The sequence below is a fragment of the Goodfellowiella coeruleoviolacea genome, assembly GCF_024171785.1.
Classification (GTDB): Bacteria; Actinomycetota; Actinomycetes; order Mycobacteriales; family Pseudonocardiaceae; genus Goodfellowiella; species Goodfellowiella coeruleoviolacea.
In genome coordinates this window covers 15,434-41,013 of the sequence record NZ_JAMTCK010000032.1, presented here as the reverse complement: position 1 = coordinate 41,013, position 25,580 = coordinate 15,434, and the positions used below count along the sequence as shown (strand labels likewise).

General features: G+C 72.5%; 28 protein-coding genes. 11 read left to right on the top strand and 17 right to left on the bottom strand.

All coding sequences use genetic code 11. The annotated features are described in order from the left end of the window. Positions 1-354 precede the first annotated feature (354 nt). A complete protein-coding gene (locus LX83_RS37020; RefSeq protein WP_253780715.1) occupies positions 355-780 on the bottom strand; it encodes an OsmC family protein in 426 nt (141 codons plus the stop codon). 113 nt (positions 781-893) lie between these two features. On the opposite strand from LX83_RS37020, the gene LX83_RS37015 reads away from it, so the two are divergent. After that, positions 894-2,333, top strand: coding sequence for an APC family permease (locus LX83_RS37015; RefSeq protein ID WP_253780713.1), 1,440 nt, complete (start codon positions 894-896; stop codon positions 2,331-2,333). A gap of 48 nt (positions 2,334-2,381) precedes the next feature. Here the strand turns inward: LX83_RS37015 and LX83_RS37010 are convergent, their stop codons facing one another. The 3 genes from LX83_RS37010 to LX83_RS37000 form a co-directional block, all read right to left on the bottom strand. Further along, positions 2,382-3,182 carry an MBL fold metallo-hydrolase gene (locus LX83_RS37010; protein ID WP_253780711.1) on the bottom strand — a complete coding sequence of 267 codons (801 nt, stop codon included), beginning with the start codon at positions 3,180-3,182 and terminating at the stop codon, positions 2,382-2,384. Next, positions 3,173-4,039, bottom strand: a complete 867-nt coding sequence (gene murI / locus LX83_RS37005) for a glutamate racemase (protein ID WP_253780709.1) — start codon at positions 4,037-4,039, stop codon at positions 3,173-3,175. Before murI ends, LX83_RS37010 begins: the two co-directional genes overlap by 10 nt. Positions 4,040-4,446: 407 nt before the next feature. After that, entirely contained in the window at positions 4,447-5,058 is a 612-nt protein-coding gene (locus tag LX83_RS37000; RefSeq protein ID WP_407649764.1) for a rhomboid family intramembrane serine protease, read from the bottom strand. A gap of 122 nt (positions 5,059-5,180) precedes the next feature. On the opposite strand from LX83_RS37000, the gene LX83_RS36995 reads away from it, so the two are divergent. From LX83_RS36995 to LX83_RS36985, 3 genes are all read left to right on the top strand, one after another. Next, a complete protein-coding gene (locus tag LX83_RS36995) occupies positions 5,181-5,321 on the top strand; it encodes a hypothetical protein (protein WP_253780707.1) in 141 nt (46 codons plus the stop codon). 52 nt (positions 5,322-5,373) lie between these two features. Further along, positions 5,374-6,246, top strand: coding sequence for an SMP-30/gluconolactonase/LRE family protein (locus LX83_RS36990; RefSeq protein WP_253780704.1), 873 nt, complete (start codon positions 5,374-5,376; stop codon positions 6,244-6,246). A gap of 148 nt (positions 6,247-6,394) precedes the next feature. After that, positions 6,395-6,766, top strand: a complete 372-nt coding sequence (locus tag LX83_RS36985; RefSeq protein ID WP_253780702.1) for a group I truncated hemoglobin — start codon at positions 6,395-6,397, stop codon at positions 6,764-6,766. Between the two features lie 117 nt (positions 6,767-6,883). On the opposite strand, the gene LX83_RS36980 is transcribed toward LX83_RS36985, so the two are convergent. From LX83_RS36980 to LX83_RS36970, 3 genes are all read right to left on the bottom strand, one after another. Beyond that, the gene (locus LX83_RS36980) at positions 6,884-7,834 is read right to left on the bottom strand and encodes a PLP-dependent cysteine synthase family protein (RefSeq protein ID WP_253780699.1); all 951 of its coding nucleotides are present in this window, start codon (positions 7,832-7,834) and stop codon (positions 6,884-6,886) included. Positions 7,835-7,900: 66 nt separating this feature from the next. Beyond that, on the bottom strand, positions 7,901-8,179 hold the full coding sequence (locus tag LX83_RS36975) for a MoaD/ThiS family protein (RefSeq protein ID WP_253780696.1): 279 nt from the start codon (positions 8,177-8,179) through the stop codon (positions 7,901-7,903). Between the two features lie 101 nt (positions 8,180-8,280). After that, positions 8,281-8,736, bottom strand: a complete 456-nt coding sequence (locus LX83_RS36970; protein WP_308204131.1) for a M67 family metallopeptidase — start codon at positions 8,734-8,736, stop codon at positions 8,281-8,283. Positions 8,737-8,882: 146 nt separating this feature from the next. Between LX83_RS36970 and LX83_RS36965 the strand changes: the two genes are divergently transcribed. Continuing rightward, complete coding sequence (locus LX83_RS36965) at positions 8,883-9,473, top strand: CGNR zinc finger domain-containing protein (RefSeq protein ID WP_308204130.1); 591 nt, start codon at positions 8,883-8,885, stop codon at positions 9,471-9,473. After that, positions 9,470-9,916: a phosphatase domain-containing protein gene (locus LX83_RS36960; protein WP_253780692.1), complete on the top strand. Its 447-nt coding sequence runs from the start codon at positions 9,470-9,472 to the stop codon at positions 9,914-9,916. Before LX83_RS36965 ends, LX83_RS36960 begins: the two co-directional genes overlap by 4 nt. A 28-nt stretch (positions 9,917-9,944) precedes the next feature. On the opposite strand, the gene LX83_RS36955 is transcribed toward LX83_RS36960, so the two are convergent. The 4 genes from LX83_RS36955 to clpS all read right to left on the bottom strand — a co-directional run bounded on the left by LX83_RS36955 (position 9,945) and on the right by clpS (position 12,974). After that, positions 9,945-10,460, bottom strand: a complete 516-nt coding sequence (locus LX83_RS36955) for a DUF2231 domain-containing protein (RefSeq protein WP_253780690.1) — start codon at positions 10,458-10,460, stop codon at positions 9,945-9,947. 567 nt (positions 10,461-11,027) lie between these two features. Beyond that, complete coding sequence (locus LX83_RS36950) at positions 11,028-12,092, bottom strand: P1 family peptidase (protein WP_253780688.1); 1,065 nt, start codon at positions 12,090-12,092, stop codon at positions 11,028-11,030. After that, a complete protein-coding gene (locus LX83_RS36945) occupies positions 12,085-12,678 on the bottom strand; it encodes a DUF2017 domain-containing protein (RefSeq protein ID WP_253780676.1) in 594 nt (197 codons plus the stop codon). The genes LX83_RS36950 and LX83_RS36945 overlap by 8 nt, the downstream gene beginning before the upstream one ends. Further along, the gene (clpS, locus tag LX83_RS36940; RefSeq protein WP_253780673.1) at positions 12,675-12,974 is read right to left on the bottom strand and encodes an ATP-dependent Clp protease adapter ClpS; all 300 of its coding nucleotides are present in this window, start codon (positions 12,972-12,974) and stop codon (positions 12,675-12,677) included. The genes LX83_RS36945 and clpS overlap by 4 nt, the downstream gene beginning before the upstream one ends. Before the next feature lie 89 nt (positions 12,975-13,063). Between clpS and LX83_RS36935 the strand changes: the two genes are divergently transcribed. The 3 genes from LX83_RS36935 to LX83_RS36925 all read left to right on the top strand — a co-directional run bounded on the left by LX83_RS36935 (position 13,064) and on the right by LX83_RS36925 (position 15,866). Continuing rightward, positions 13,064-14,362 (top strand): nicotinate phosphoribosyltransferase, encoded by a 1,299-nt coding sequence (locus LX83_RS36935; protein ID WP_253780669.1) that lies wholly within the window; start codon positions 13,064-13,066, stop codon positions 14,360-14,362. A gap of 43 nt (positions 14,363-14,405) precedes the next feature. Then, positions 14,406-14,975: an isochorismatase family protein gene (locus tag LX83_RS36930; protein WP_253780666.1), complete on the top strand. Its 570-nt coding sequence runs from the start codon at positions 14,406-14,408 to the stop codon at positions 14,973-14,975. A gap of 294 nt (positions 14,976-15,269) precedes the next feature. Further along, entirely contained in the window at positions 15,270-15,866 is a 597-nt protein-coding gene (locus tag LX83_RS36925; protein WP_253780664.1) for a hypothetical protein, read from the top strand. Positions 15,867-15,911: 45 nt separating this feature from the next. Here the strand turns inward: LX83_RS36925 and LX83_RS36920 are convergent, their stop codons facing one another. Then, positions 15,912-16,583 (bottom strand): hypothetical protein, encoded by a 672-nt coding sequence (locus tag LX83_RS36920; protein WP_253780662.1) that lies wholly within the window; start codon positions 16,581-16,583, stop codon positions 15,912-15,914. Positions 16,584-16,882: 299 nt separating this feature from the next. On the opposite strand from LX83_RS36920, the gene LX83_RS36915 reads away from it, so the two are divergent. Further along, positions 16,883-18,949 carry an ATP-dependent DNA helicase gene (locus LX83_RS36915; protein ID WP_308204129.1) on the top strand — a complete coding sequence of 689 codons (2,067 nt, stop codon included), beginning with the start codon at positions 16,883-16,885 and terminating at the stop codon, positions 18,947-18,949. 585 nt (positions 18,950-19,534) lie between these two features. On the opposite strand, the gene LX83_RS36910 is transcribed toward LX83_RS36915, so the two are convergent. The 3 genes from LX83_RS36910 to ctaD all read right to left on the bottom strand — a co-directional run bounded on the left by LX83_RS36910 (position 19,535) and on the right by ctaD (position 23,442). Further along, positions 19,535-20,308: a peptidyl-tRNA hydrolase gene (locus LX83_RS36910; protein WP_253780660.1), complete on the bottom strand. Its 774-nt coding sequence runs from the start codon at positions 20,306-20,308 to the stop codon at positions 19,535-19,537. After that, on the bottom strand, positions 20,305-21,531 hold the full coding sequence (gene serB, locus LX83_RS36905; protein ID WP_253780658.1) for a phosphoserine phosphatase SerB: 1,227 nt from the start codon (positions 21,529-21,531) through the stop codon (positions 20,305-20,307). Before serB ends, LX83_RS36910 begins: the two co-directional genes overlap by 4 nt. A 135-nt stretch (positions 21,532-21,666) precedes the next feature. Then, positions 21,667-23,442: an aa3-type cytochrome oxidase subunit I gene (gene ctaD / locus LX83_RS36900; RefSeq protein ID WP_253780656.1), complete on the bottom strand. Its 1,776-nt coding sequence runs from the start codon at positions 23,440-23,442 to the stop codon at positions 21,667-21,669. A gap of 250 nt (positions 23,443-23,692) precedes the next feature. Between ctaD and LX83_RS36895 the strand changes: the two genes are divergently transcribed. Further along, positions 23,693-24,601, top strand: a complete 909-nt coding sequence (locus LX83_RS36895) for a phosphotransferase (protein ID WP_253780653.1) — start codon at positions 23,693-23,695, stop codon at positions 24,599-24,601. 6 nt (positions 24,602-24,607) lie between these two features. Here LX83_RS36895 and LX83_RS36890 read toward each other — a convergent pair whose 3' ends face one another. Both LX83_RS36890 and LX83_RS36885 read right to left on the bottom strand, forming a co-directional pair. Beyond that, positions 24,608-25,225: a GTP-binding protein gene (locus tag LX83_RS36890; protein WP_253780651.1), complete on the bottom strand. Its 618-nt coding sequence runs from the start codon at positions 25,223-25,225 to the stop codon at positions 24,608-24,610. Next, on the bottom strand, positions 25,206-25,580 hold the full coding sequence (locus tag LX83_RS36885; RefSeq protein ID WP_253780718.1) for a DUF742 domain-containing protein: 375 nt from the start codon (positions 25,578-25,580) through the stop codon (positions 25,206-25,208). Before LX83_RS36885 ends, LX83_RS36890 begins: the two co-directional genes overlap by 20 nt.

Here is a 25,580-nt window from a genome sequence, read left to right as displayed (position 1 = left end):
TGCGGCTACCGAGAGGGGTATCGACCCTGACCGGATCTCCTTGACCGTGACATTGCGGGCTGCCCGCCACTCGCTGGTCCTCGCCCGCACGGCAGGTGGGGGCGAGGGCTTGGCCGGTGCCGTACCCGCGGGGATCCGCCACGCGATGCTGAACCCGCGCGAACTCGGCCCGAAGCATCGCCGATCACGGATTCTGCCCCGGCGCGTCAAACGGCCAGTCTCGCCCTTTGCCTACAACAAGACCAGACACGACGAATCCTTGTCCCGGGTGAGGATCAGCTACAGCATCACCCCGCCAACACCCGACTTGACACCTGGCTCAACGACCTAACTTCACGGCATTGGTTTGCAAAGTCAACTCGCGCGGGGGGTGGGGGTGATGTGGAGGGGGGTGGGGATGGGCTGCTTGAGGGTTCTGGTCACCGTGCACAGGTTCTCGATGGCTCGGTTCACCACCGCGAGCAGTTCGGCGCGCCGCTCGTCGTCCAGTGTGGACAGATCGAGGTCGAGGCCGACCTGGACGGCGTCCAGCTGGTGCGCGCCGGCCGGGCGCACGTCCTGCGCGGTGGCGCTCAGTTCGGTGCCCTCGCCCAGCCGCCGCACCACCAGGTCCTCGGCCGTGACGGCCGCGCACCCGGCCGCGGCCACCAGCAGCAGCTCGACCGGGGTGAACGAGCCCTGCTGGCCGACCCGCCCGACGCGGACCTCGGCGCCGCGGTCGTTGGTGGCGACAAAGCTGTGCTGGGCGGTGCGTCGCACGCGCACGGGTGGGGTTGCCATCGGGGGCGCTCCTCGGGTGGTGCGGGGGCTGGGTGGTGCTGGCTGGGTGGTGCCGCCTCGGGCAACATCTCCCGGGCGGCTCGTTGTTCCCGCTCCACGCGCTGGGAGGCGCCATGACCGACCGGTCCACAACCGACCCGGCCACAACCACCGGGTCCACCACCAACCCGGCCACCGCCAACGGGGCCACCGCCAACGGGGCCACCGCCAACGGGGCCGCCGGATCCGCCGCCGACGGGGCGTTGCGGCGCAGCCTGGGCCTGCGGGACCTGATCGTCTACGGCCTGCTGTTCATCGGCCCGGTGGCCCCGATCAGCGTGTTCGGCGTGCTGGACGCGGGCAGCGGCGGCGCGGTCGCCCTGGTGTTCGTGGTCGCCACCGTGGCCATGGCGTTCACCGCCTGGTCCTACGCGCAGATGTCGGCCGCGGTGCCCAGGGCCGGCTCGGTGTCCGCCTACGCCAGTGCCGGGCTGGGCCGGCCGGTCGGCTTCGTGGCCGGCTGGATGATCGCCCTCGACTACCTCTTCATCCCGAGCGTGGCGGCCCTGTTCACCGGCATCGCCACGCACTCGCTGCTGCCCTCGGTGCCGGCCTGGCTGGCCACCGCCGTGGCGATCGTGCTGATCACCTCGGTGAACGTGGCCGGGGTGCGGGTGGCCGCCGTGGTCGGCACGGCCGTGCTGGTCGTCGAGGTGGTGTTGCTCGCGGTGTTCGTGGTGGCCGCCGTGGTGGTGCTGGTCACCGACGGTCCGCACCGGCCGTGGCTGTCGCCGCTGGTCGGCGTGGGTGGTTTCGACCTCGGCGCGGTGCTCGGCTCGGTGTCCGTGGCCGTGCTGTCCTTCCTCGGCTTCGACGCGATCGCCAGCTTCGCCGAGGAGAACACCGGCTCGTCCCGCCAGGTCGGCCGGGCCGTGCTGGTCTGCCTGGTGCTGGCCGGCGTGCTGTTCCTGGCCCAGACCTACCTGGGTGCCCTGCTCAGCGCGGTCCCACCCGACCAGCTCGCGGCCGACCCGGCCGCGCAGGGGCCGGCGTTCTTCGACATGCTGCGCACCGCGATCGGCGGCTGGCTGAGCACGGCGGTGACCGCGGTCAAGGCGATCAGCCCGATGTTCGCCGCCATGGTCGGGCAGGCCGCGGTCAGCCGGTTGATGTACGGCATGGCCAGGGACGGCCAGCTGCCGCGCTGGCTCGGCCGGGTGGATGAGCGCACCCACACCCCGCGCACCGCGATCCTGGTGTCGGCCGCGGCGACCCTGGTCATCTCGGTGTGGGCGGCCAGCCGCAGCGACGGCCTGGACGTGCTGTCCTCGCTGGTCACCGTGGGCGCGCTGACCGCGTTCGGGCTGCTGCACGCCGCCGTGGTCGGTTACTTCCCGATCCGCCTGCGCAGCCGCCGGTGGTGGTCGCACCTGGTGGTGCCGGTGGTGGGCACGGCGATCATCGTGACGGTGCTCGCCCTGGCCAGCCGGGTGGCGCTGCTGGTGGCCGGCGGCTGGCTGGTCCTGGGCGTGCTGATCGCCGCGGCCCGCTCGCTGGCTGGGCGGCGGCGCTAGGCGTTTCCCGAGCCACCCGGCCGCCGCTCGCTGATCGGACGACGACTCCTAGGACACGCCGCGGCCGTCGGCCGTGCCGGCGATCGGGTAGGTCCGGCCCTGGCGCACCAGCTCGGTGGGGCCGGAGAACGCGGCGCGCGCCTCGGCCAGCACGGCGTCCGCGTCGGTCCACGGCGGCACGTGGGTGACCAGCAGCCGGCCCACGCCGGCCGTGGCCGCGAGTTCCCCGGCCTGCCGGCCGGACAGGTGCAGTCCCTCGGGGCGGTCCTCGGCGTGCGTCCAGCTCGCCTCGGCCAGCAGCACGTCGGCGTCGGCGGCCAGGTCGGCGAGCGCGGCGCAGGGCCCGCTGTCGCCGGTGTAGGCCAGCACCTGGCCGTCGTGTTCGATGCGGAAGCCGTACGCCTCGCACGGGTGCGCCACGGGCGCCGCGGTCACCGTGAACGGGCCGAGGCTGATCGGCTCCGGGCCCAGCGGGTGGAAGTCGAACACGTCGCTCAGGTCGGTCTCGGCCAGTTCGGCCCGGCTGGGCGCGTACGCGGCGGCGAGCCTGGTGGGTGCCTCGCTCGGCGCGTGCACCGGCAGCCGGTGCGCCCTCGGGTCGTGCGGTGGGTTGGGGTGGTAGCGGCGCAGCACGGTGAGCGCGGTGAGGTCGGCGCAGTGGTCCGGGTGCAGGTGGGACAGGAGCAGGGCGGCGACGGAGAACGGGTCGCCGTGGGCCTGCAGGCTGGCCAGGGTGCCGTTGCCGAGGTCCACCACGAGCCGGTGCCCGGCGGCCTCCACCAGGTAGCCGGAGGCCGCCTGGTTCGGTCCTGGGCCGCTGCCCGAACAGCCGAGGATGGTCAGGTGCACGGGCGTGAGCCTGACATGGCCGTGGTCACCGGGCCAGCGGCGACCGGGGTGCGCGGCGCTGTGCTCACCTCGGCGACTTCCGGACCGAGGAACCGCCGGGCCAGCTTGGCGAACGGCTCGGCCGGTCCGGTGGCCATGAACCGGTGCTCGGGCGGCTCGTCGGGGTCGGTCTCGGCCAGCAGGTCCAGTTCGGTGAGCACCCGGACCACGTCCTTGGCGGTCTCCTCGGCGCTGGACACCAGGGTCACCTGCTGGCCCATGACGATCTGCAGCACGCCGGTCAGCAGGGGGTAGTGGGTGCAGCCCAGCACCAGGGTGTCCACGTCGGCCTGTTGCAGCGGCGCCAGGTAGCTCTGGGCCAGGCCGAGCACCTGCCGGCCCGAGGTGATGCCGCGCTCCACGAAGTCGACGAACCTGGGGCAGGCCGCGCTGGTGACCCGCACGTCCCTGGCCGCGGCGAAGGCGTCCTCGTAGGCGCGGGACCGGACGGTGCCGACGGTGCCGATCACGCCGATCCGGCCGGAGCGGGTGGTGGCCACGGCCCGGCGCACGGCCGGCAGCACCACCTCGACCACCGGGATCGGGTAGCGCTCCCTGGCGTCGTGCAGGCACGCGGCCGACGCCGTGTTGCAGGCGATGACCAGCAGCTTGACCCCGTCGTCCACCAGTTGGTCGGCCACGGCCAGCGCGTTGCGCCGCGCCTGGGCGATGGGCAGCGGGCCGTAGGGGCTGTTGGCCGTGTCACCGACGTAGCGCAGCCGCTCGCCGGGGAGCTGGTCCAGGATCGCCCTGGCCACGGTCAACCCGCCGACCCCCGAGTCGAAGATCCCGATGGGTGCGTCGGCTCCAGGGCTCATCAGACCTCCTCGCTGGCTCACTGCCTCGCTGGCTCACTGCCTCGCTGACCCACTGACGCGCTGATCCCCTGCCCCGTTGCCCCGGACCCGCTGACGCCCGCTGGCGGCGCGACGGCACTGCCCGAGCATCAGCGCTGCCCCGAGCACCGGCGCTGCCCCAAGCACGGGCGTGACCCGGGACCACGCGGTGTCCCCGCCACGCAGCGCGCCGAGGTCACCCGGCCAGGACCCGTCCGCCCCACCTTGCCACGGCGTGCGGCCACTGGTGCCACCCGCCCCACGGCACCGGCCGGGACCGAGCCCGCGCCCTCGGCGGCGCTGGGCGGCCGCGACCAGCGGCCCGCGGTCTGGTTCCTCGGCCCGTTCCACCGGCCGGGGACGAGGTGTGGCCGGGGCCCGCCCACGTCTCAGGCGGTGGTGCGGCCCGGCAGCCGGGGTGTGCCGGTGGGTGTTCGGGTTGACGCGCCGGCCCTGGCGGCCAGCCAGGCGGCGAGCACCCCGGCCAGCGCGCCGAACAGGTGGCCCTGCCAGGAGATGGCCGGGTTGCCCGGCAGCAGCCCCCACAGCAGGCTGCCCCAGTAGAAGAACAGCACCGCGGCCACGGCGATCTGCTTGAAGCTGCGGTTGAACAGCCCGCGCACCAGCAGGAACGCCAGCCAGCCGAAGGCGAGGCCGGAGGCGCCCACGGTGACCGAGCCGGCGTCGGCGGTCAGCCACACGCCGAGGCCGCTGACCACCCAGATGGTCAATGTGACCGCGATCCACTGGGCCAGGCCGCCGGCCATGGCCAGGAAACCGAACAGCAGCACCGGCAGGGTGTTCGAGGCCAGGTGCGCGTAGTTGGCGTGCAGCAGCGGCGAGAACACCACCCCCAGCAGCCCGGGGACGCTGCGCGGCTGCACCCCGTACTGGTCGAGCTGGCCGTGGAAGCCGACCGCGTCCACGACCTCGATGACGTAGAGCAGCGCGGTGAAGGCGACCATGGCCACGGCGGCCTGCAGCGGCCGGGGCGGCAGCACCCGGTTCACCGGCCGCCTGGTCGCGGCGGTGTTGCCTCCCGTACGGCGCCCCCCAGTGGGCCCTGCTACATCAAGCTCCACGTCGTCGAGACTACGTGCCCCCACCGACAACCAGCTCAGGGTTGAACCCGGAGATCACCCTGGTGTCGCAGTGGCCGGTGTCGCGGCCCCGGTGGCGCACCACCGGCCGCCCGGCCGTCGCGGTGGCCCGGACCGGCACCACGGACTGGGCCGTGCCCAAGGTTCAGGACAAGATCACCTGATCGCGAGAGTCGGGAATAGAGTGCCGCGGCGAGACCGAGTGAGGAGACAAGGGTGAACAGTGCCGGAGGGTTCGAGGTCGCGGTGCCGGCCCAGGCCGCGCTCGGCGAGGGGCCGACCTGGGACATGGCCAGCTCCACCCTGCTGTGGGTGGACGTGCTGGGCAGCACCGTGCACCGCTACGACCCGGCGCGGGACCGGGACGACGTGCTGGCGGCACCGCAGCACGTGGGCGCGGTCAAGCCGAGGGCCAGGGGCGGCCTGGTGGCCAACCTCCGCGACGGGATCGGCCTGCTCGACCCGGACGGCCGGCGCACCTGGCTGGTCTACTGGGCCAGGGACGGGGTGCGCGGCAACGACGCGGCCGTGGACCCGGTCGGCCGGCTGTGGGCCGGGACCATGCGCTACGACGAGGCGCCGGGCGGCGGGTGGCTGGCCCGGGTCGAACCGGACGGTGCCGCCAAGGTGATGGTGCCCGACGCCACGGTCAGCAACGGGGTGGCCTGGAGCCCGGACGCCAATCGGATGTACTACGTGGACAGCCCGACCCGGCGTGTCGACGTGTTCGACTACGACGTGATGACCGGCCAGATCGCGAATCGCCGGCCGCTGTGCGAGATCGACGACACCCGGGGCGTGCCGGACGGGATCTGCGTGGACGCCGAGGGCGCGGTGTGGGTGGCGCTGTGGGATGGCGCGGCGGTGCGCCGTTACACACCGGACGGTCGACTCGACCGGGAAGTCGCCGTGCCGGTGGCCCGGCCCACCGCCTGTTGTTTCGGCGGCACCGAGCTGACCGACCTGTACGTGACCACGGCCAGGACCGGGTTATCCCAGTCCGAGCTGGACGAACAGCCGCTGGCGGGTTCGGTGCTGGTGCTGCCCGACCTGGGCGAGGGCCAGCCCGGGGCCGTGTTCAACGGTTGACCGAAATTCCGCGAAAATTATTTCGACATATTCACCTGAACGCGCGAAGTGAGCAGTATTTTTCATTCCGCTAACCTCGCCGTATTGTTGTTCGATCTCCCGAACGTATGCTGGCCTGGTCGATTCTGGATGGGCCGGGGAGACCACGATGACCAGCATCTACGAATCCATTGGCGGGCAGCCCGCACTCGAAACCGTCGTCGACGACCTGTACGTCCGCATTCTCGCCGACCCGGAACTGGTCGGTTTTTTCACCGGTGTCAACCTCGCTCGGCTGAAGGGCCGGCAGGTGGAGTTCTTCTCCGCCGCGCTCGGCGGCCCCGAGCCCTACCGGGGCGCGTCCATGCGTGACGTGCACCGGGGCCGGGGCATCCAGCAGCGGCACTTCGAACTGGTGGCCGGGCACCTGGTCGCGGCGCTGACCTCGGCCGGGGTGCCCGAGACCACCGTGTCCGCGATCATCGCCCTGGTCGCTCCCCTGGCCGGCGACATCGTCACGGCGGACAGCACGGCCGCCTGACCGACCGCGCCTGATCGACCGCGCTGATCGACCGCGCCTGACCGACCGCGCCGGTCCTCCTGCCGGGACCACCACCCGGGACCGGCCGGCCGGTCAGCTGGCCGGTCCCGCGGCGGGTCAGGCCCAGAGGTGGCCGTCCAGGCGTTCGGCCGCCTCGTCGATGGTGCCGCTGTAGGCGCCGGTGGACAGGTACTTCCAGCCGGCGTCGGCCACCACGAACACGATGTCGGCGCGCTCGCCCGCGCGCACGGCCTTGTCGGCGACGGCCAGTGCGGCGTGCAGGATGGCGCCGGTGGAGATGCCCGCGAAGATGCCCTCGGTCTCCAGCAGCTGCCTGGTCCGGCGCAGCGCGTCGTAGGAACCGACCGAGTACCGGCCGGTCAGCACCTCCGGGTCGTACAGCTCGGGCACGAACCCCTCGTCGAGGTTGCGCAGCCCGTACACCAGTTCCCCGTACCGGGGCTCGGCCGCGACGATGTTGATGCCCGGCTGGTGTTCCCGCAGGTAGCGACCGACCCCGACCAGGGTGCCGGTGGTGCCAAGACCCGCCACGAAGTGGGTCACGGTGGGCAGGTCGCGCAGGATCTCCGGGCCGGTGCCCCGGTAGTGCGCGTCCGCGTTGGCCGGGTTGCCGTACTGGTAGAGCATCACCCAGTCCGGGTTCTGCTTGGCCAGGTCCTTGGCCAGGGCCACCGCCTGGTTGGACCCGCCGGCCGCCGGGGAGAACACGATGCGCGCCCCGTAGGCCTGGAGCAGCTGACGGCGTTCCGCCGAGGTGTTCTCCGGCATCACGCAGACCAGGCCGTAGCCCTTCAGCTTGGCGGCCATGGCCAGGGAGATGCCGGTGTTGCCCGAGGTGGGTTCCAGGATCGTGCAGCCCGGCCGGAGCAGGCCGTCCCGCTCGGCCGACTCGATCATGGCCAGCGCGGGCCGGTCCTTGATCGAGCCGGTGGGGTTGCGGTCCTCCAGTTTGGCCCACAGCCGGACCTCGGGTGTCGGGGACAACCGGGGCAGACCGACCAGCGGGGTGTTGCCGAGCGCGTCGAGCAGCGAGTCGTACCGGGCCACACAGCCCTCCTTGCAGTCGGTTGGCGCGCGCGATCAGCGAGCGCGGTCACCGCGCACCGGGGTCGGCTACCGCGCGCCACCGGCGACGGCCGGCAGGATGGTGATGTTGTCGCCGTCCTTGACCTCGGCGTCGAGCCCGCCGGCGAAGCGCACGTCCTCGTCGTTGACGTAGATGTTGACGAAGCGGTGCAGGCTGCCCTCCTTGACCAGCTTGGCCTTGATGCCGGAGTGCCTGCCCTCCAGGTCGTCGATGACCTGACCGAGGGTCTGCCCGCTCGCCTCGACGGACTTGTTCCCCCCGGTGTGGGTGCGCAGGATCGTGGGGATGGAGACGGTGATGGCCATGCTGAACCTCCACTGTTGGCCGGGCACTGGTGACCGGGATTGGGCCGGGACCTTCGAGTCCAGGCGCGCCAGCACCGCCGGGGGACCGGCGGGCTGGGCGATCAGCGACAGTTGGGCACGTCGTCGGCGCCGGTGTTGGCGAACATGTAGGACTCGACGACCTCAACCGGTTCCTCGGTGACCACACCGTCGACGATCCGGTACGACCGCAGTTCGTGCCGCTCCGGGTCGCGGGTGGAGATCAGCACGTAGTGCGCGTCCGGTTCGGAGGCGTAGGAGATATCTGTCCGGGACGGATATGCCTCGGTAGCCGTGTGCGAGTGGTAGATGACCACGGGCACCTCGTCACGGCTGTCCATGTCCCGCCACACCCGCAGCTGCTCGCCGGAGTCGAACCGGTAGAAGGTCGGCGAGCGCTCGGCATTGGTCATTTCGATGAACCGTTCGGGCTGGTCAGCGCCTTCCGGTCCAGCAATGACACCGCACGCCTCATCGGGGTGGTCACGACGGGCGTGCGCCACCATCGCGTCCACGAGGTCACGGCGGATCACCAACACGTCCCCCATCCTACGGGCCCGGGGAAGGCGTTCCGAGTGTTGAGACAGCGGGCCCAGGCCACCCGACCCGGGCGCGGACGGAGATCAACAGTCGTCAGTAAGGGGTGTAACGTAGCTACAACAGTTACCCAGCTGGAGGGCAGGGAGTGCACATCTCGATCAGCGACTACCCACTGGGCGCCGCCGTCGCGACCGACCTGGTCAACACCTCACCCACGGTGCGGGACACCACCGGTGAGGCCCTGCCGGACCCGGACGCGCTCGCGGGCTTCCTCGTCGAGCACGACGTCCACCTGGACGCCACCGCCGACGGGCGGGCGCCCACCGACACCGACCTCTTCCAGGTGCACCTGCTGCGCCGCGAGGTGCGGGGAACCATCGAGACCGAGACCGAGGACCAGGCCGTGGCGGGCGCGAGCGTGCTGCTCAGGCGCGCCGCCCTCGGCCCAACCCTGCGCCGCCACGCCGACGGCGGGTGGCGGTGGACCGTGCCGACCGCGCCGGGCGCGCCACTCGCCGACGAGTTGGCCGCCCTGGTGGGCATCGGCCTGCTGGGCGCGGTCAGGGCGCTCGGTCACGGGCGGTTCCGCGCCTGCGCCGCCCCTGGCTGCCGGGGCGTGTTCGTCGACACCAGCCGGGCCGGCCGGCGCCGCTACTGCATGCCTGAGCGGTGTGGCAACCGCCTCAACGTGGCCAACCACCGGGCGCGGCAGCGCGTGGGGAACGTGACCCGATGACCGATCAGCCCCTCGTGGGCGCGCTGCGACTGCCGGACGGCTGCTGGGTGCGCGGCCGAGGTCTGCGCCACCCCCTGCCGCCCGGGCCCGTGCCCGACTTCGGCCTCTACCTGGGCTCGACCCGGCTGCGGCAGCGCCACGACGCGGACCTGCCCTGGCCGCACGCGTGGCTCGACTGGCCCGACTTCCGCCTGCCCCGCGACCGCGCCGAGGCCCTGCGACACATCCGTGACCTGCACGAACGAGCCGCGGCCGGGGCGGCGGTGGAGGTCGCCTGCGGGGGTGGTGTCGGCCGCACCGGCACGGTCATCGCCTGCCTCGCCATCCTGGCCGGGGTGGCGCCAGGGGATGCCGTCCACTGGGCGCGGCGGCACCACCACCCCAAGGCCGTGGAGACCCCGTGGCAACGCCGGTGGGTGGCCAGGTTCCCGGTGGGTGCGTGACGGCGGGGCGCTGGCCGGACCAGTGGGGTCAGCCGCGGACGCCAGCGCCCTGCACGTAGGACAGGTGCCCGCCGAGCAGACCACCGAGGCCGACCGCGGCCAGCCCGACCATGCCGAGGAGCCGGCCGGCCCACTGGCGGTCCCGGCCGCGCAGTCGGTGCGAGAGCAGGTAGCAGCAGGCGGCCAGCGTGTTCGCGCTCACGTGCACCACGGCGGTGCGGCGCTGGCTGGTGTTGAGCGTGGTGTACTCGGCCAGCCCGGTGGCCACCGCCGCCGGCACGGTGAGCAGGCCGACGCCGATCAGGCGCCGGGCGGCCGTCCCCTGTCCCGGCAGGCAGTCCAGGACGGCCGAGGCGATCCAGATGCCGGCCGGGGCGAGCACCACCGCCGGGTGCGCCGGGTGCCCGAGCCACGAGCCGCGCAGCACGTCGGCCACGGGATGCCGGCGGAACACCGCAGGGAGCAGTTCGGCCAGTGGCCCGGCCACCCGGTCCAGATCGCTGTCGTGTTCGATCCGGCGCAACACGCGTCGCAAGGCAGACATGTGTCCCCTGTACCCAGATCACCGTGAACCATGCCCGCCCGTCAGGTGGGCGGTGCCGGAGCGCTGGACCGGCGCCGGAGCGGTTCCAGTACTGGACCGGTGCCGGAGCGGTTTCAGTGCTGGACCGGTGCCGGAGCGCTGGACCGGTTCCAGTGCTGGACCGGTTTCAGTGCTGGGCTGCGGGCACGCCCCAGGTGGGCCGCAGCCCACGCCACTCGTTCGGCGATCGGACCGTTGCACAGGATTTCCAGCCAGCCCCCACCCTTCCCTGGGGGGCGACCCCGGGTCCAGCCTATCCGCGCCCCCCGTGCGGGAACAGCGAGCCGTGGCTGGCTGTGGACAACCGGGATGGCTGTGCACAACCAGGTAGCTGAACCGGGTGACCTGCTTGACCTGCTGGCACATCAGCGGTATCGCAGGCTGTCGCCGCAGCCCGCCACCAGCCCAGCCCCACCACCAGACCACGCGACCACGCGACCACGCGACCACGCGACCACGCGACCACGCGACCACGCGACCACGCGACCACGCGACCGGAGTGTCCACCCGCTGCCGGCCGACTGCTGTTCAGGCGGGTGTCCAGACCTGCCGGTAGCTGGGCAGTCGGCCCACCGGGTCGGCGGCGAGCAGGCCGTGCACCATGGCGCGGGCGAACACGTCGGCCGCGGCCACGCACAGCTGGTCCAGGATGCGCGCCCGGCCTGGTTCCCCCGGCGGCACCGCGACCGGTTTGACGCCGGTGGCCAGGGCGAACACCGTGTCGCCGTCAAACATGGTGTGCGCGGGGCGCACCGCTCGGGCCAGCCCGTCCTGCGCGGCGACGGCCAGCCGCCGGCACTCGGTCTTGGTCAGGTCGGCGTCCACCGCCACCACCCCGATCGTGGTGTTCAGCGGGCTCTGGCGCGCTCCGGCCAGGCTGGGCTCGGCCGGGCGGACCGGCCGCAGGTGGTCGAACTCACCGGGCAGGCCGCACTCGGCTCCCCAGGGCAGGCCGGTGCGCTGGTCAACCGCGTCGCCCACCGCGTTCAGCGCCGCCACCGCACCCACCACACAGGACTGGCCGGCCACCTCGACCACGGCGCTGGCCGTGCCGAGGCCGCCCTTGAGATGGCCGACCCTGGCGCCGGTGCCCGCGCCAACACTGCCCTGGGCCACCGGCGCGAACGGCCCGGCCGCGCTCGCCGCCGCGCACGCGGCATAGCCGAACTCGGCGTCGGGCCGGTTGCCCCACCGGCTCAGCGGCAGGTCGAACAGGGCGGCCGCCGGCACGATCGGCACCACCTCGTGCGGCTGGTCCCCCACCGGGGTGCCCAGGTTGTGCTCACCCAGCCAGCGCATCACGCCGTCGGCCGCGGCCAGGCCGTACGCGCTGCCACCGGTCAGGCACACGGCGTTGACGCGCTGGATCAGGTTGGGCGGGTCCAGCAGGTCGGTCTCCCGGGTGCCGGGCGCGCCACCCCGCGCGTCCACCGCGCCGGCCGCGCCCTCGGGGACCAGCACCACGGTGGTGCCGGTGGCCCAGCCCTCGGCCAGCCGCTGGTGGTGTCCGACCAGGACACCGGCCACGTCGGTGATGGCGTTGCGCGGTCCAGCCCCGGGCAGCGGACCTGCCCCGGGTAACGCGTCAGGCATCCCGGTCGGGCTCTCCGTCCTCGGGCAGGCTCGACATCATGGCCTCGACCAGGGACTCCTGCACGAAGGTCAGCCAGTGGTACACGCCAAGGTGCGCTGACCGCGGGTCCTCGACCGGCAGCTCGTCCGGCATGTCCTCGGTCACGTCCAGTGCGGTGCCCAGGGCCAGCCGCACGTCGTTGAGCGCGGACAGCCACGACTCGGACTGCTCCAGGGTCAGCCGCACCAGGCCGCCCTGGCTGGGACAGGTGTCCAGGACGACCGCGGCGACCCCGGTCTTGAGGTCGATCAGCTGCGGCTCGTGCACCGACCGCAACGCCCCGGCCGAGTCGACCTCCTGCGGGTCGGGCGCGTCCGGGTCGAGGCGGAAGAAGTCGGGCAGCAGCCGACCGAGAATGGGGTCGTCCGGCGGCGTGGCCGGCGCGGTCCGGATCCCGGTCAGCGCGGACAGCTCGTCCTGCGGCATCTCACTGCCGCGCGCCATCAACATGTCCTTGACCTGGCCGACCATGCCGCGCAGCACGGCGGCCTCCTGGCGGTCCAGCACGGCGACGACCCGGTCGCCCTCACGCGTCCAGTGCTTCACGACACCCGCTGCATGGTCGCCCACAGCCCCGCCGCGTGCAGCTTCGCGACGTCGCCCTCCACCTTGTCCTTGCTGCCGGACGACACGATGGCCCTTCCCTTGTGGTGCACGTCCAGCATGAGTTTGGTCGCCTTGTCCCGGCTGTAGCCGAACAACTTCTGGAACACGTAGGTCACGTACGACATCAGGTTGACCGGATCGTTCCAGACCACCGTCTGCCAAGGGGTGTCCTCGACGCCCAACTCCGCGCCGGTGAACTCGGCCTGCGTGCTCTCCTGCTCGACGGGGGTGGTCATAGGCCAATGGTGGCACGTTTACGTTCGGTGTCGACGGCTACCACCGACCCGGTACTCACTCACAGGCGTCGTCTTTAGGCTGGTGTGCCATGACGGCATCGCATTCCAGCCGGAGCACCGCGCTCCTCACCGACCACTACGAGCTGACCATGCTGGCCAGCGCGTTGCGGGATGGCAGCGCGGGTCGGCCGTGCGTGTTCGAGGTGTTCGCCCGGCGGCTGCCGGACGGACGCAGGTACGGCGTGGTGGGCGGGATCGGCCGACTGCTGGACGCCGTGCGGGAGTTCCGCTTCACCGATGCCGAACTGGAGCAGCTGGACCGCACCGGGGTGGTGGACGAGCGGACGCTGGCGTGGCTGGCGAACTACCGGTTCAGCGGTGACATCGACGGCTACCCCGAGGGCGAGCTGTACTTCCCCGGGTCGCCGGTGCTCACCGTGCGTGCCTCCTTCGCCGAGGGTGTCCTGCTGGAGACGTTGACGCTGTCGATCCTCAACCACGACAGCGCGGTGGCCTCGGCCGCCGCCCGGATGGTGACCGCGGCCAACGGCCGGCCGATGATCGAGATGGGGTCGCGGCGCGCGCACGAGGAGGCGGCGATCGCCTCGGCCCGCGCCGCCTACCTCGCCGGGTTCACCGCGACCTCCAACCTGGAGGCCGGCCGCCGCTACGGCATCCCCACCATGGGCACCTCGGCGCACGCGTTCACCCTGCTGCACGAGAGCGAGGCCGCGGCGTTCCGCTCCCAGGTCGAGGCGCTGGGACCACAGACCACGCTGCTGGTGGACACCTACGACATCACCGAGGGCATCCGCACGGCGGTGCGGGTCGCCGGCACCGAGCTGGGCGCGGTCCGCATCGACTCGGGTGACCTGGGTGTGCTGGCCAGGCAGGCCCGCCAGCAGTTGGACGAGCTGGGCGCGCGCAACACCCGGATCGTGGTGTCCGGGGATCTGGACGAGTACTCGATCGCGGCGCTGCGGGCCGAGCCGGTGGACGCCTACGGCGTGGGCACCTCGGTGGTGACCGGGTCGGGCGCGCCCACCGCGGGCATGGTCTACAAGCTGGTGGAGGTGGCCGGCCGACCGGTGGCCAAGCGGAGTTCGCACAAGGAGTCCCGGGGTGGTGAGAAGGCCGCGCTGCGCCGGCACAAGGAGACCGGCACCGCCATCGAGGAGGTGGTGTACGCCGCGGCCGGACCGCAACCGGCCCTGGGTGAGCACGACCGCCCGCTGCGGATTCCGCTGGTTCGGGCTGGACAACAGGTGGACGAGGTACCCACCCTCGAACAGAGCCGGGAACGGCTGCGGGCCGCGCTGGTCAGCGTGCCGTGGGAGGGGCTCAAGCTGTCCAAGGGCGAGCCGGCCATTCCGGTCGTGTTCGAGTGAGCCGTGTTCGAGTGAGAACGCGCAGCGGCAGGAGGATCGTGCGATGGCCAGGGCGTTGATCGTCGTCGACGTGCAGAACGACTTCTGCGAGGGTGGCTCGCTCCCGGTGGCCGGTGGTGCCGAGGTGGCCGCGGCCATTTCCCGGCACCTGGCCCGGGGCGGCTACGACCGGGTGGTGGCGACCAGGGACTACCACATCGATCCGGGCGACCACTTCAGCGCGGAACCCGACTTTGTCGAGTCCTGGCCGGTGCACTGCGTGGCGGGCAGCGCGGGCGCGTCGTTCCACCCCGAGCTGGACGTGGCCCGGGTGGACGCGGTGTTCTCCAAGGGCGCGCACGCCGCGGCCTACTCCGGCTTCGAGGGCACGGACCGGGATGGCCGGTCACTGGCCCAGTGGCTGCGGGAGCACGGCATCGACACCGTGGACGTGGTGGGCATCGCCACCGACCACTGCGTCCGGGCCACCGCGCTGGACGCGGCGCACGAGGGGTTCGCCACCACCGTGCTGCTGGATCTCACCGCGGGTGTCGCCCGGTCCACCGTGGACACGGCGGTGCAGCGGATGCGGGCGGCCGGCGTCGACCTGGTGGGCGCGCCGCACGTGGGGTGAGCCCCCGCCGCACAAGTGGTGCGGGCCGGAACAGGGCTGCGGCGGCACTGCGGCGGGGCTGCGACCGGGCCGGAACCGAGCCTGGTCCAGGGCTGGTCCGAACCTGGTCCTGGGCTGGCCCGCACCTGGTCCTGGGCTGGTCCGGGGCTGGCTTCGCCTGGCTGGGCAACCTCGGCCGCCCGCCGCTCGTCTGGTCTTCAGACGGCCCGCCGTCGGCGTTGCCCCGGTGTGCGCCTGGGCACGGCGACCGGTGCGGGGCTGGCGGCTCAGTCGACGTCGGGAGGGGACGCGCGGATGGCGGTTCGGCGGACGATCAGGGGTCTGGTGGCCGGGGCGGTCGCGCTCGTGGCCGTGGCCGGTACGGGGTTGGGCAGCGCGGCGGCCAGCGCCGGGCCGGCGGGCAGCGCCAGTGCGGCGGCCGGTGCGGGAGCGGCGGGTGGCGGTGCCAGTGCGGCGGGCAGGCAGACCGGCGGGGACCTTCAGGTGCCTGCGGACACACCGCTGCAGTACGACATCGCCGGGTCGGTCACCCCGGCGTCGGTGTACGTGGGCAGGGGGCAGAACTTCACCGTCGACCTGACCGTGCGCAACCTCGGCACGGTCGCGCTGTCCGGCGGTGACTTCGTCAACGCCCAGTTCCAGCAGGGGCTGCGGCTGGACGCGGCCAGCGGTGACGGTTGGGCCTGCACGGTGACCGACACGTTGTTCTGCCGCATCGAGGGCACCCTGGAGCCGGGTGCGGCGTGGCCGGTCGTGCACGTCACCATCACGGCGGACGCGGATCACTGGGCTGATCTCAACCAGGGCTTCGACGTGGCCGGCTGGCGGCGTTCCGAGCAGGACATCACCAACAACTCGCCGTTCACCCGGGTGCGGATCGCCGCGCCGTGACCGGACGCGGGCGGTCCGGTGGGGCGGTCCGCTCGGCTCGCCCGGTCAGCCGCCCATCTGGCAGCTCACCGACGCCACCGACACCTCACCGGAGGCCGGCCCGCCCTCGGGGAAGAGCTTGACGTGCATGAGGTCGGTGCTGCTGCCCCCGCTCCGGGTCGAGCCGACCTTGTTGAAGGTGATCCGCGCCATCGGCGGGTCACCCGCGGTCGGGCTGGGCACGGTCACCGTGTGGTTGGCCGGGATCTCCACGGGGACCGAGCCCTCGGGCAGCCCGGAGACCCCGCCCACCCTGGCGGTCGTGCCGCTGCCGTCGCCGTCCGCGCTGCACGCCGCCTCGTAGTCGGTCAGCTCGATCTTGGGGCCGTTCCAGCGCTGCAACACCCCGAGCCGGAACAGCTTGGCCCCGGCCCTGGTCCGGACCGTCTTGGCGGTGTCGGAGTTGTGTCCGCAGTCACTGTAGGCGTCGTCGAAGTAGAGGACGTCGGACACCTTCAGATCGATGATCCTCGGATCACTGCGGTGGTTGAACCGACATCCGCCGACCCGGTTGAGGACCAGGTGGTTGCCCTTCTCGTCGGAGATGTCGGCCTTGCCGATCGCGGCCGAGCCCTGCGCTGACGCCTGGGCGAGCGCGATTCCGTTCATCTCGGCGACCAGCGTCATGGCCGTGCCGACCACCACCGCCGTGAGCACAGTCCGGCACCTGGTGCGCATGTTGGTTCTCCTTCTCCTGATCGTGCTGTCCTGGGTTCTGCTGTGGAGTGGCGCCCGGCAGCACGACACCGGGTGGTGTGGCTGGCGGGCTCGCTCCCATGATCCGGACCAGGCGGCGAGGTGGCCCGGTTGATCACTCGGACGAGGCGGCCCAGCACCCGACCGGGGACAGCGCGGGAGGCGGGTCGCGGCCGCTCGGCCTGGTCCCGGCGGCGCCGCCCGCACCACCGGTCGCGCTGGCCTCGCGCTGGCTGAATCGCCGGCGGCGCTGACAGGGGCTGGCTGTACCGTCTTCTGCCGTGTCCGCCTCCATCTCGCACATACCTGGTGTTCGGTCCCTGCTCGCCACCGCGGTCGACGCGGTCGGCGGAGCCGAACGGACCGGCCAGGTGGCCATGGCCGAGGCGGTCGAGCGGGCCATCCGCACCGGTGAGCACCTGGCCGTGCAGGCCGGCACCGGCACCGGCAAGTCGCTGGCCTACCTGATTCCCGCGTTGCGGCACGCGGTCGCCGAGGAGGCCACCGTGGTGGTGTCCACCGCCACGATCGCGCTGCAGCGCCAGCTCGTCGACCGGGACCTGCCCAGGCTGGCCAAGGCGCTGGCCAAGGAACTCGGCCGGGAACCCACGTTCGCCATCCTCAAGGGCCGGCGCAACTACCTGTGCCTGCACCGGCTGCACACCGGCGCGCCCGAGGAGCCGGACAGCGACACGCTGTTCGACCCGTTCGAGGTGTCCGCCATCGGCCGCCAGGTCAAACGCCTGCACGAGTGGTCGTCGGAGACCGAGACCGGTGACCGGGACGAACTGGTGCCCGGCGTGACCGAGCAGGCGTGGCGCCAGGTCTCGGTGACCGCCAAGGAGTGCCTCGGCGTGGCCCGCTGCCCGATCGGCACCGACTGCTTCGCCGAGCGCGCCAGGGCCGAGGCGGCCAAGGCGGATGTGGTGGTGACCAACCACGCCATGTTGGCGGTGGACGCGCTCGAGGGCTACCAGGTGCTGCCCGAGCACGACGTGGTGGTGATCGACGAGGCGCACGACCTGGTGGACCGGATCACGTCGGTGGCCACGGCGGAGCTGAGCCCGGCGGCGGTGACCGCGGCGGCGCGCCGGTGCAACCGGCTGATCGACGAGCGGGTGGTGGACCGGCTGCTGGAGGCCGCCGACGGGCTGAGCCTGGTGCTGGAGGAACTGCCGGTCGGCCGGATGGACGAGCTGCCCCAGGCGCTGGCCGGGGCGCTGACCGTGGTCAGGGACGCGGCGCACGGCTGCGTCACCGCGCTGGGGCCGGAGCGCAAGGAGGACGTGGAGGGCAGCACCAACCGGCGGCTGGCGCTGGCGCTGCTGGAGGACGTGCACGACACGGCCGTGCGGCTGCTGGACGCGTTCGACGAGGACGAGGCGCACCGGGCCGACGTGGTGTGGGTGAGCGGCGGCTTCACCGGCGGTGGCGGCGGGTTCGGCAACGGCGACGCCCGGACCCGGCCGCAGACCGTGAAGGTGGCGCCACTGGGGGTCGGCGGGTTACTGCGCGAGCGGCTGTTCGGCACCCGCACCACCGTGCTCACCTCGGCCACGCTCACCCTGGGTGGCGCGTTCGACACGCTGGCCCGGCAGTGGGGGTTGCCGGTCGCCCCGGCCGCGGCCCGCAAGGCCGATGGCGCCGCGACCGACAAGGAGCCGCCGGCCGACCAGAACGGTCCGAAGTGGACGAGTCTGGACGTGGGTTCGCCGTTCGAGCACAGCCGCAGCGCCATCCTCTACGTGGCGCGGCACCTGCCCCAGCCCGGCCGCGACGGGCTTCCTCCGTCCTATTTGGACGAGCTGACCGACCTGGTGCTCGCGGCCGGTGGCCGCACCCTGGGCCTGTTCTCGTCGATGCGCGCGGCCAAGCAGGCCAGTGAGACGCTGCGCGAGCGGATCAAGCACCCGGTGCTCTGCCAGGGCGAGGACGCGACCGGCCTGCTGGTCAAGAAGTTCGCCGAGGACGAGCGGAGCTGCCTGTTCGGCACGCTGTCGCTGTGGCAGGGCGTGGACGTGCCGGGGCCGTCACTGCAACTGGTGGTGATGGACCGCATTCCGTTCCCCCGCCCGGACGATCCGTTGGCCTCGGCGCGGCAGCGCGCGGTGGCGGCCAGGGGCGGCAACGGTTTCCTCACCGTCGCCGCCACGCACGCCGCGCTGCTGCTCGCCCAGGGTGCCGGCCGGTTGTTGCGGTCCAACAACGACCGCGGTGTGGTCGCCGTGCTCGATCCCCGCCTGGCCACCGCCCGCTACGGCTCGTTCCTGCGGGCGTCGCTGCCGCCGTTCTGGACCACCTACGACCCCGACGTGGTGCGGGCCGCCCTGCGCCGCATCGACACGTGATCGACACCTGATCGGCGCGTGGTCGACGGTTGGTCGATGGTGGGCCGACGGCTGGTCGACGCGTGGCCGACGTGGGCAGGCGTGGCGCCGCGCGCGGGTGACGGCAGCACCGGAGCACCGCGGGTTGGCGGGTTGGCGGGTTGTCAAGGCCGCCCGCCGAGTTGTGGACAACTGGCCGACGCGAAAGGCGCCCGCGGACGGGGTTGTCCACAGCCCGCCGCGCACCCCTCCCCCACCACCCCGGTCCGGACTAGGCTGGCCAGGGGCGCGCCCCCCGGTGGAGGGTGGGGGTGTTCGGGCGAGGTCAAACCAGCACAAACCAGCCCAGCCCAGCCCACTTCAGGCGCCGGCGGCCCACTTCACGCGCCGCCAGGTTCACGCACCGGCAGGTTCACGTGCCGGCTGCCCGCTTCAGGCGCCGGCAGGTTCACGCACCGGCAGCCCACTTCACGTGCCGGCAGGTTCAGGCGCCGGCAGGTTCACGCGCCGGCAGCCACTTCAGGCGCCGGCAGGTTCAGGCGCCGGCTGCCCGCTTCAGGCGCGGTCAGGTCAGTTCGAACGAGCCCAGCCCCGGTTCGGGTGGTGTCAGCGCGTGCCGGCCACCGCGGCGGCCGGCCACTGGCCGAGCACGGTGACCGTGTTGGGCGCCACCTCGGTGAACCCGGCGTCGTGCACGGCCACCACCTGGTGCTCGGTCCACGCCAGGCCGGGGTTGTCCGCCGAGTACAGCCGGCCCCACTCCGCGGGCGACGGGGTGCGCACCGCGCAGCGGAAACCCGTCTCGGCCCAGTCGGCCAGGGCCTGGCCAGCGCCGATCTCGTGCAGGCGGGCGGCGAGCAGCATGCTGGCGTGGCCCACCTGGGCGGCGGCCTTGCCCGCGGTCATCGGCACGGTGGGGTTGAGCCACAGCACCGGCACGCCGGCCGGCGGTGGCCCGGGCTGGTCGGCCGGCAGCTCGCTGCCGGAGATCTGCAGCCGGGACACCTCCCTGGGCGTGGCCGAGACCAGTCCGGGCAGCAGGGCCCGCGCCTGGGCGCCGGCCACCTCAACGGTGATGCCGGGCAGGTCCTGCACGGCCCGCCAGTGCGCGCCCCTGGCCCGCCGGGCGATCTTCCTGATCCGCCCGCTGGTCCAGGCCAGCACCGGCTCGTGCCACTCGCCGCCCGGTTCGGCGCGCGGGTCGAGGCACACGGCCACGGCGGCGGCCGCCGCGGCCTCCAGCAGTGGGGTGCGGCCCGGTGGGGTGTCCCGCTCCACGCGGAGCACCACCGGCATGGCCCTGACCTGCTCGGGGTCCTCCTCGGCCGGGTGGCGCGCCCCGGAGTGGCGCCAGGCCAGCGGGTCGAGCACGTGGGTCATGGCCGGACCAGCCGCAGTCCGTCGGCCGCGTCAGCGGCCTCCACCTCGGCCCGGGTGACGCCGAGCACGAACAGCACCGCGTCCAGGAACGGGTGGGACAGCGCGGTGTCGGCGACCTCGCGCAGGGCCGGCTTGGCGTTGAACGCGATGCCCATGCCCGCGGTGCTGAGCATGTCGATGTCGTTGGCGCCGTCACCCACGGCCACGCACTGGGCCAGCGGGATCTGCGCCTGCTCGGCGAACCGGCGCAGCGCCGTGGCCTTGCCCGGCCGGTCGACGATCTCGCCGACCACCCGGCCGGTGAGCCGGCCGTCCACCACCTCCAGCTCGTTGGCCGCGCAGAAGTCCAGGCCCAGTTCGTCCACCAGGCTGCGCACCACCCGGGTGAACCCGCCGGAGACCACGCCGCAGCGGAAGCCCAGCCGCTTGAGCGTGCGGACGGTGGTGCGCGCGCCCGGCATCAGCTCCAGGGTCTGGGCCACCTCGTCCAGCACCGACTCGGGCAGCCCCGCGAGCAGGGCGACGCGCTGGCGCAGCGACTCGGCGAAGTCCAGCTCGCCCCGCATGGCCGCGTCGGTGACCTGCCTGACCTGGTCCTCGCAACCGGCCTTGGCCGCCAGCATCTCGATGACCTCGCCCTGCACCAGGGTGGAGTCCACGTCGAACACCACCAGGCGCTTGGCCCTGCGGGTCAGCCCGGAGCGCTCCACGGCCACGTCCAACCCGACCCGGGAGGCCACGTCGGCCAGGGCGGAGCGCAGCGACGCGTCGTTCTCCTGGGTGTCGTCGGTCACGGACACCCGCAGTTCCAGCCCGGTCACCGGGTAGTCGGCGACCCGCCGGATGGCGTCGATGTTGGCGCCCAGCGACGCCAGCTTCCTGGCCACCTCGGTGAACGCCCTGGCGGTGACCGGCCGGCCGAGCACCACGAGCACGTGGCTGGACTCCATCTGGGCCGGCCGCTGCGAGTCGGCGTCCAGCTGCACGTCCACGTGCATGGCCACGCTGTCCATGGCCTGTTCCACGGCTTCCTGCAGGCCCTCGGGGTCGTGCTCGGCGGCCACCAGCACACCCAGCACCAGTCGGCCCCGGATCACCACCTGTTCGACGTCGAGGACCTCAACGCCGTGCCTGGTCAGCACGGCGAACAGCACCGAGGACACGCCCGGCTTGTCCGGTCCGGTGACGGTGATCAGCACGGGCGTGGCGGTGGGGTTGCTCACGATCGTGTCTCCTCGAACTCGGGTGCTCCCGGCGGCGGGGCGTCCGACAGGGGTGCGCACAGCAGCGGGAAGCCCCGGCCGCCACCACGAGGTGGTTGCCGGGGCTCTCCGTTGTCGCTCTGGCCGGGTCCGAGGCTACTTGCCTTTCGGGTCCCCGTCATCGTTGCCCTGACCCTGCTGCATGCTGGCCGCGGCCAGCTCGGACGGCGCGGGCGGGGCGTCGTGGTGCTTGCCACCGCCGACGTGCGCCTCCAGCCGCATCCGCTCGCTCATGTGCGGGTAGTGCAGCTCGAACGCGGGCCGCTCGGAGCGGATCCGGGGCAGCTCGGTGAAGTTGTGCCGGGGCGGCGGGCAGGAGGTGGCCCACTCCAGGGAGTTGCCGTAGCCCCACGGGTCGTCCACGGTGACGACCTCGCCGTAGCGGTAGCTCTTGAACACGTTCCAGATGAACGGCAGCGTGGACGCGCCCAGCACGTACGCGCCGACCGTGGAGATCATGTTCAGCGTGGTGAAGCCGTCGCTGGCCAGGTAGTCGACGTAGCGCCGGGGCATGCCCTCGTTGCCCAGCCAGTGCTGCACCAGGAACGTGCCGTGGAAGCCCAGGAAGGTCAGCCAGAAGTGCAGCTTGGCCAGTTGCTCGTCCATCATCCGGCCGGTGATCTTGGGGAACCAGAAGTAGATCCCGGCGAAGGTGGCGAACACGATCGTGCCGTAGAGCACGTAGTGGAAGTGGGCGACCACGAAGTAGGTGTCGGACACGTGGAAGTCGATCGCGGGCGCGGCCAGCAGCACGCCGGACAGACCGCCGAAGAGGAAGGTGACCAGGAAGCCGATGCTGAACAGCATGGGCGACTCGAAGGTCAGCTGCCCCTTCCACATGGTGCCGATCCAGTTGAAGAACTTGATGCCGGTCGGCACGGCGATCAGGAAGGTCATGAAGGAGAAGAACGGCAGCAGCACCGCGCCGGTCGCGTACATGTGGTGCGCCCACACGGTCACCGACAGCGCCGCGATGGCCAGGGTCGCGTAGATCAGCGTCTTGTAACCGAACAGCGGCTTGCGGCTGAACACCGGGAAGATCTCGGAGACGATGCCGAAGAAGGGCAGCGCCACGATGTAGACCTCGGGGTGGCCGAAGAACCAGAACAGGTGCTGCCAGAGGATCACGCCGCCGTTGGCCGGGTCGAACACGTGCGCGCCGAGGTGGCGGTCGGCCATCAGGCCCAGCAGCGCCGCGGTCAGGATCGGGAAGGCCATCAGCACCAGCACGCTGGTCACCAGGATGTTCCAGGTGAAGATCGGCATCCGGAACATGGTCATGCCGGGCGCCCGCAGGCAGACCACGGTGGTGATCATGTTGACCGCGCCGAGGATGGTGCCCAGACCGCTCACGACCAGACCGGCGAGCCACAGGTCGGCGCCGGCGCCGGGCGAGTGGATCGCGTCGGACAGCGGGGTGTAGGCGAACCAGCCGAAGTCGGCGGCGCCACCCGGGGTGAGGAACCCGGAGACCGTGATCAACCCGCCGAACAGGTACAGCCAGTAGGAGAACGCGTTCAGCCTGGGGAAGGCCACGTCCGGCGAGCCGATCTGCAGCGGCAGGATGAAGTTGGCGAAGCCGAACAGGATCGGCGTCGCGTACAGCAGCAGCATGATCGTGCCGTGCATGGTGAACAGCTGGTTGTACTGCTCGTTCGACAGGAACTGGATGCCCGGTCGCGCCAGCTCGGTGCGGATCAGCATGGCCATGGCGCCGCCCACCATGAAGAAGGCGAACGACGTGACCAGGTACATGATCCCGATCTGCTTGTGGTCGGTGGTGCGGAACATCCGCAGCAGGAACGAACCCTTGACCGTCTCACGCACCGGGTAGGGCCGCGTGGCTATCGGCTGCGGGGCTACGGCCGTCACGGTTCCTCCTGCAATGGCCTTGGTTCTTGACAGTTCTCCAGCCGACCGGCGCCTCACGCCGGCTTGGCCACTTCGGATCGTAGACCGCCGGGTTCCGCGCTTCGCGCCTGGGCCGCGCTCCGGCGTCGGATCGCCCCCGGGAGCGCCGCTCGGCGTTGCGCGGGTCACACCTGGTCAGCCCGTGTGCGCGGGGCGGCGGCGGGCGGAAACCGGTTGTGCCGGCCGGTCCCGCGCACCCACCATCGCCGGTGTGGCAGCGGTGGGCCGGACGGCGGCGGACAGCCCGGTGGCGGACAGCCCGGCGGCGGACGCGCGCGGGGTGGTGGCGGCGGTGGCCGTGGCCGCGCGGCACGGGCTGCGCGTGACCGATCCCGTGGTGCTGCGCTCGGCCAGCAACCTGCTGGTGCACCTGCGCCCGGCCCCGGTGGTGGCGCGGGTGGCCACCACGACCGCGCTGGCCCGGCCCGGGGTGGTGGCCTGGCTGGCCAGGGACCTCGCCGTGGCCGGGTACCTGACCGGTCGGGGTCTGCCGGTGGTGCCGCCCACCGAGGAGCTGCCGCCGGGGCCGCACCAGCACGACGGGCTGGTGCTGAGCTTCACCACCCACCTACCGCACGACCGCGACCGCTCCCCTCGGCCCGGCGAGGTGGCCGCGCTGCTCGCCGAGCTGCACGCCGGGCTGCGCGGCTACCCTGGCGCGCTGCCCGAGCGGCTGCCGCTGGACGACATCGCCGCCGGCCTGGCCCGGCTGGCCGGCACCGGTGCGGTCGGCGAGGTCGAACTGGCCGCGTTGCGCGCGGCCAGGGACGAGCTGGTCGCCCGGTGGCCGTTCGGCGCGGTGGCCAGCCAGCCGCTGCAGGGCGACGCCCACCCCGGGAACCTGTTGTTCACCCCGACTGGTCCGGTGTGGAACGACTTCGAGGACACCTGGCGCGGGCCGGTGCTGTGGGACCTGGCGTGCCTGGCCGCCACCGGTCGGCTGGCCGGACGGGCCGAGGTGGCGGCGTACCCGCACCCGCCGGACGCGGCCGAGCTGGCGCCCTGGCTCGCGGTCCGGCGGCTGCACGCGCTGGTGTGGGGCCTGCTGCTCGCCGAGCGCGTGCCGGCGGCGCGGGCGGACGCGCGGGCGCGGCTGGCCGGGTTCCTCGCGGGCGCCTGACCGGGGTCAGTTCGGGCCGCTGGCCGGTGGTCCGCCGCGCTGCTGTGCGGTGCTGATCACGTGCTGCATCAGGGTGGTCAGCACCCGCTTGCTGGAGGCGCGTTCCCGCACGTCGCACAGTTGGACGGGCACGCCGGGGGTGAGGTCGATGGCCTCGCGCACCTCGTCCTCGGTGTAGCGCTGGGTGCCCTCGAAGCAGTTCACGCCGAGGACGAACGGGATGCGGCTGCGCTCGAAGAAGTCCACCGCGGGGAAGCAGCTGGCCAGCCGCCTGGTGTCGGCCAGCACGACCGCGCCGATCGCGCCGAGGGCCAGCTCCCGCCACAGGAACCAGAACCGCTCCTGGCCGGGGGTGCCGAACAGGTAGAGGATCAGCTGCGGGCTGATGGTGATGCGGCCGAAGTCCAGCGCGACCGTGGTGGTCCGCTTGTCCTCGATGCCGGTCAGGTCGTCGGTGGCCACGCTCAGCTCGGTGAGCGTCTCCTCGGTGCGCAGCGGTGGGATCTCGCTGACCGAGCCGACCATGGTGGTCTTGCCCACGCCGAAACCGCCGGCGATGAGCAGTTTGCCCGATCTGACCGTGGCCGCGCGCCGGCCGGGGCTGTCAGAGATTACGGACGCCATCGAGCACCGCCTGAAGTAGATCCATGTCGGGCACGTTCGTGGGAGGTGGGGCAACGGAGTGGACGGTGAGGAAACCCTCGTCGATCAGGTCGCTGATCAACACCTTGGCCACGACGAGCAGCACGTCCAGGTGGGCGGCGATCTCGGCGACCGAGAGCAGCCGGCCCTGGCACAGCCGCACGATCTCGACCGACTCCCGGTTCAGCGCCACCGCCTCGGTGTCCGACCGGGTCGCGCTGACCAGGGTGATCATGTTGAGGTCGTGCCGGTTGACCGACGCCCGCCCACGGGTCAGCGCGAACGGTCGGACCAGTGGGCCGGCGTCCTCGTCGAACCAGGACTCGCTCTCGTTCAT

What these genes read in the sequence shown, in the direction of transcription:
- LX83_RS37020 (WP_253780715.1), bottom strand. Translation starts at nt 780, where the DNA reads ATGGCAACCCCACCCGTGCGCGTGCGACGCACCGCCCAGCACAGCTTT.
- LX83_RS37015 (WP_253780713.1), top strand. Translation starts at nt 894, where the DNA reads ATGACCGACCGGTCCACAACCGACCCGGCCACAACCACCGGGTCCACC.
- murI (WP_253780709.1), bottom strand. Translation starts at nt 4,039, where the DNA reads ATGAGCCCTGGAGCCGACGCACCCATCGGGATCTTCGACTCGGGGGTC.
- LX83_RS36985 (WP_253780702.1), top strand. Translation starts at nt 6,395, where the DNA reads ATGACCAGCATCTACGAATCCATTGGCGGGCAGCCCGCACTCGAAACC.
- LX83_RS36975 (WP_253780696.1), bottom strand. Translation starts at nt 8,179, where the DNA reads ATGGCCATCACCGTCTCCATCCCCACGATCCTGCGCACCCACACCGGG.
- LX83_RS36960 (WP_253780692.1), top strand. Translation starts at nt 9,470, where the DNA reads ATGACCGATCAGCCCCTCGTGGGCGCGCTGCGACTGCCGGACGGCTGC.
- LX83_RS36955 (WP_253780690.1), bottom strand. Translation starts at nt 10,460, where the DNA reads ATGTCTGCCTTGCGACGCGTGTTGCGCCGGATCGAACACGACAGCGAT.
- LX83_RS36950 (WP_253780688.1), bottom strand. Translation starts at nt 12,092, where the DNA reads ATGCCTGACGCGTTACCCGGGGCAGGTCCGCTGCCCGGGGCTGGACCG.
- clpS (WP_253780673.1), bottom strand. Translation starts at nt 12,974, where the DNA reads ATGACCACCCCCGTCGAGCAGGAGAGCACGCAGGCCGAGTTCACCGGC.
- LX83_RS36935 (WP_253780669.1), top strand. Translation starts at nt 13,064, where the DNA reads ATGACGGCATCGCATTCCAGCCGGAGCACCGCGCTCCTCACCGACCAC.
- LX83_RS36930 (WP_253780666.1), top strand. Translation starts at nt 14,406, where the DNA reads ATGGCCAGGGCGTTGATCGTCGTCGACGTGCAGAACGACTTCTGCGAG.
- LX83_RS36925 (WP_253780664.1), top strand. Translation starts at nt 15,270, where the DNA reads ATGGCGGTTCGGCGGACGATCAGGGGTCTGGTGGCCGGGGCGGTCGCG.
- LX83_RS36920 (WP_253780662.1), bottom strand. Translation starts at nt 16,583, where the DNA reads ATGCGCACCAGGTGCCGGACTGTGCTCACGGCGGTGGTGGTCGGCACG.
- LX83_RS36910 (WP_253780660.1), bottom strand. Translation starts at nt 20,308, where the DNA reads ATGACCCACGTGCTCGACCCGCTGGCCTGGCGCCACTCCGGGGCGCGC.
- LX83_RS36890 (WP_253780651.1), bottom strand. Translation starts at nt 25,225, where the DNA reads ATGGCGTCCGTAATCTCTGACAGCCCCGGCCGGCGCGCGGCCACGGTC.
- LX83_RS36885 (WP_253780718.1), bottom strand. Translation starts at nt 25,580, where the DNA reads ATGAACGAGAGCGAGTCCTGGTTCGACGAGGACGCCGGCCCACTGGTC.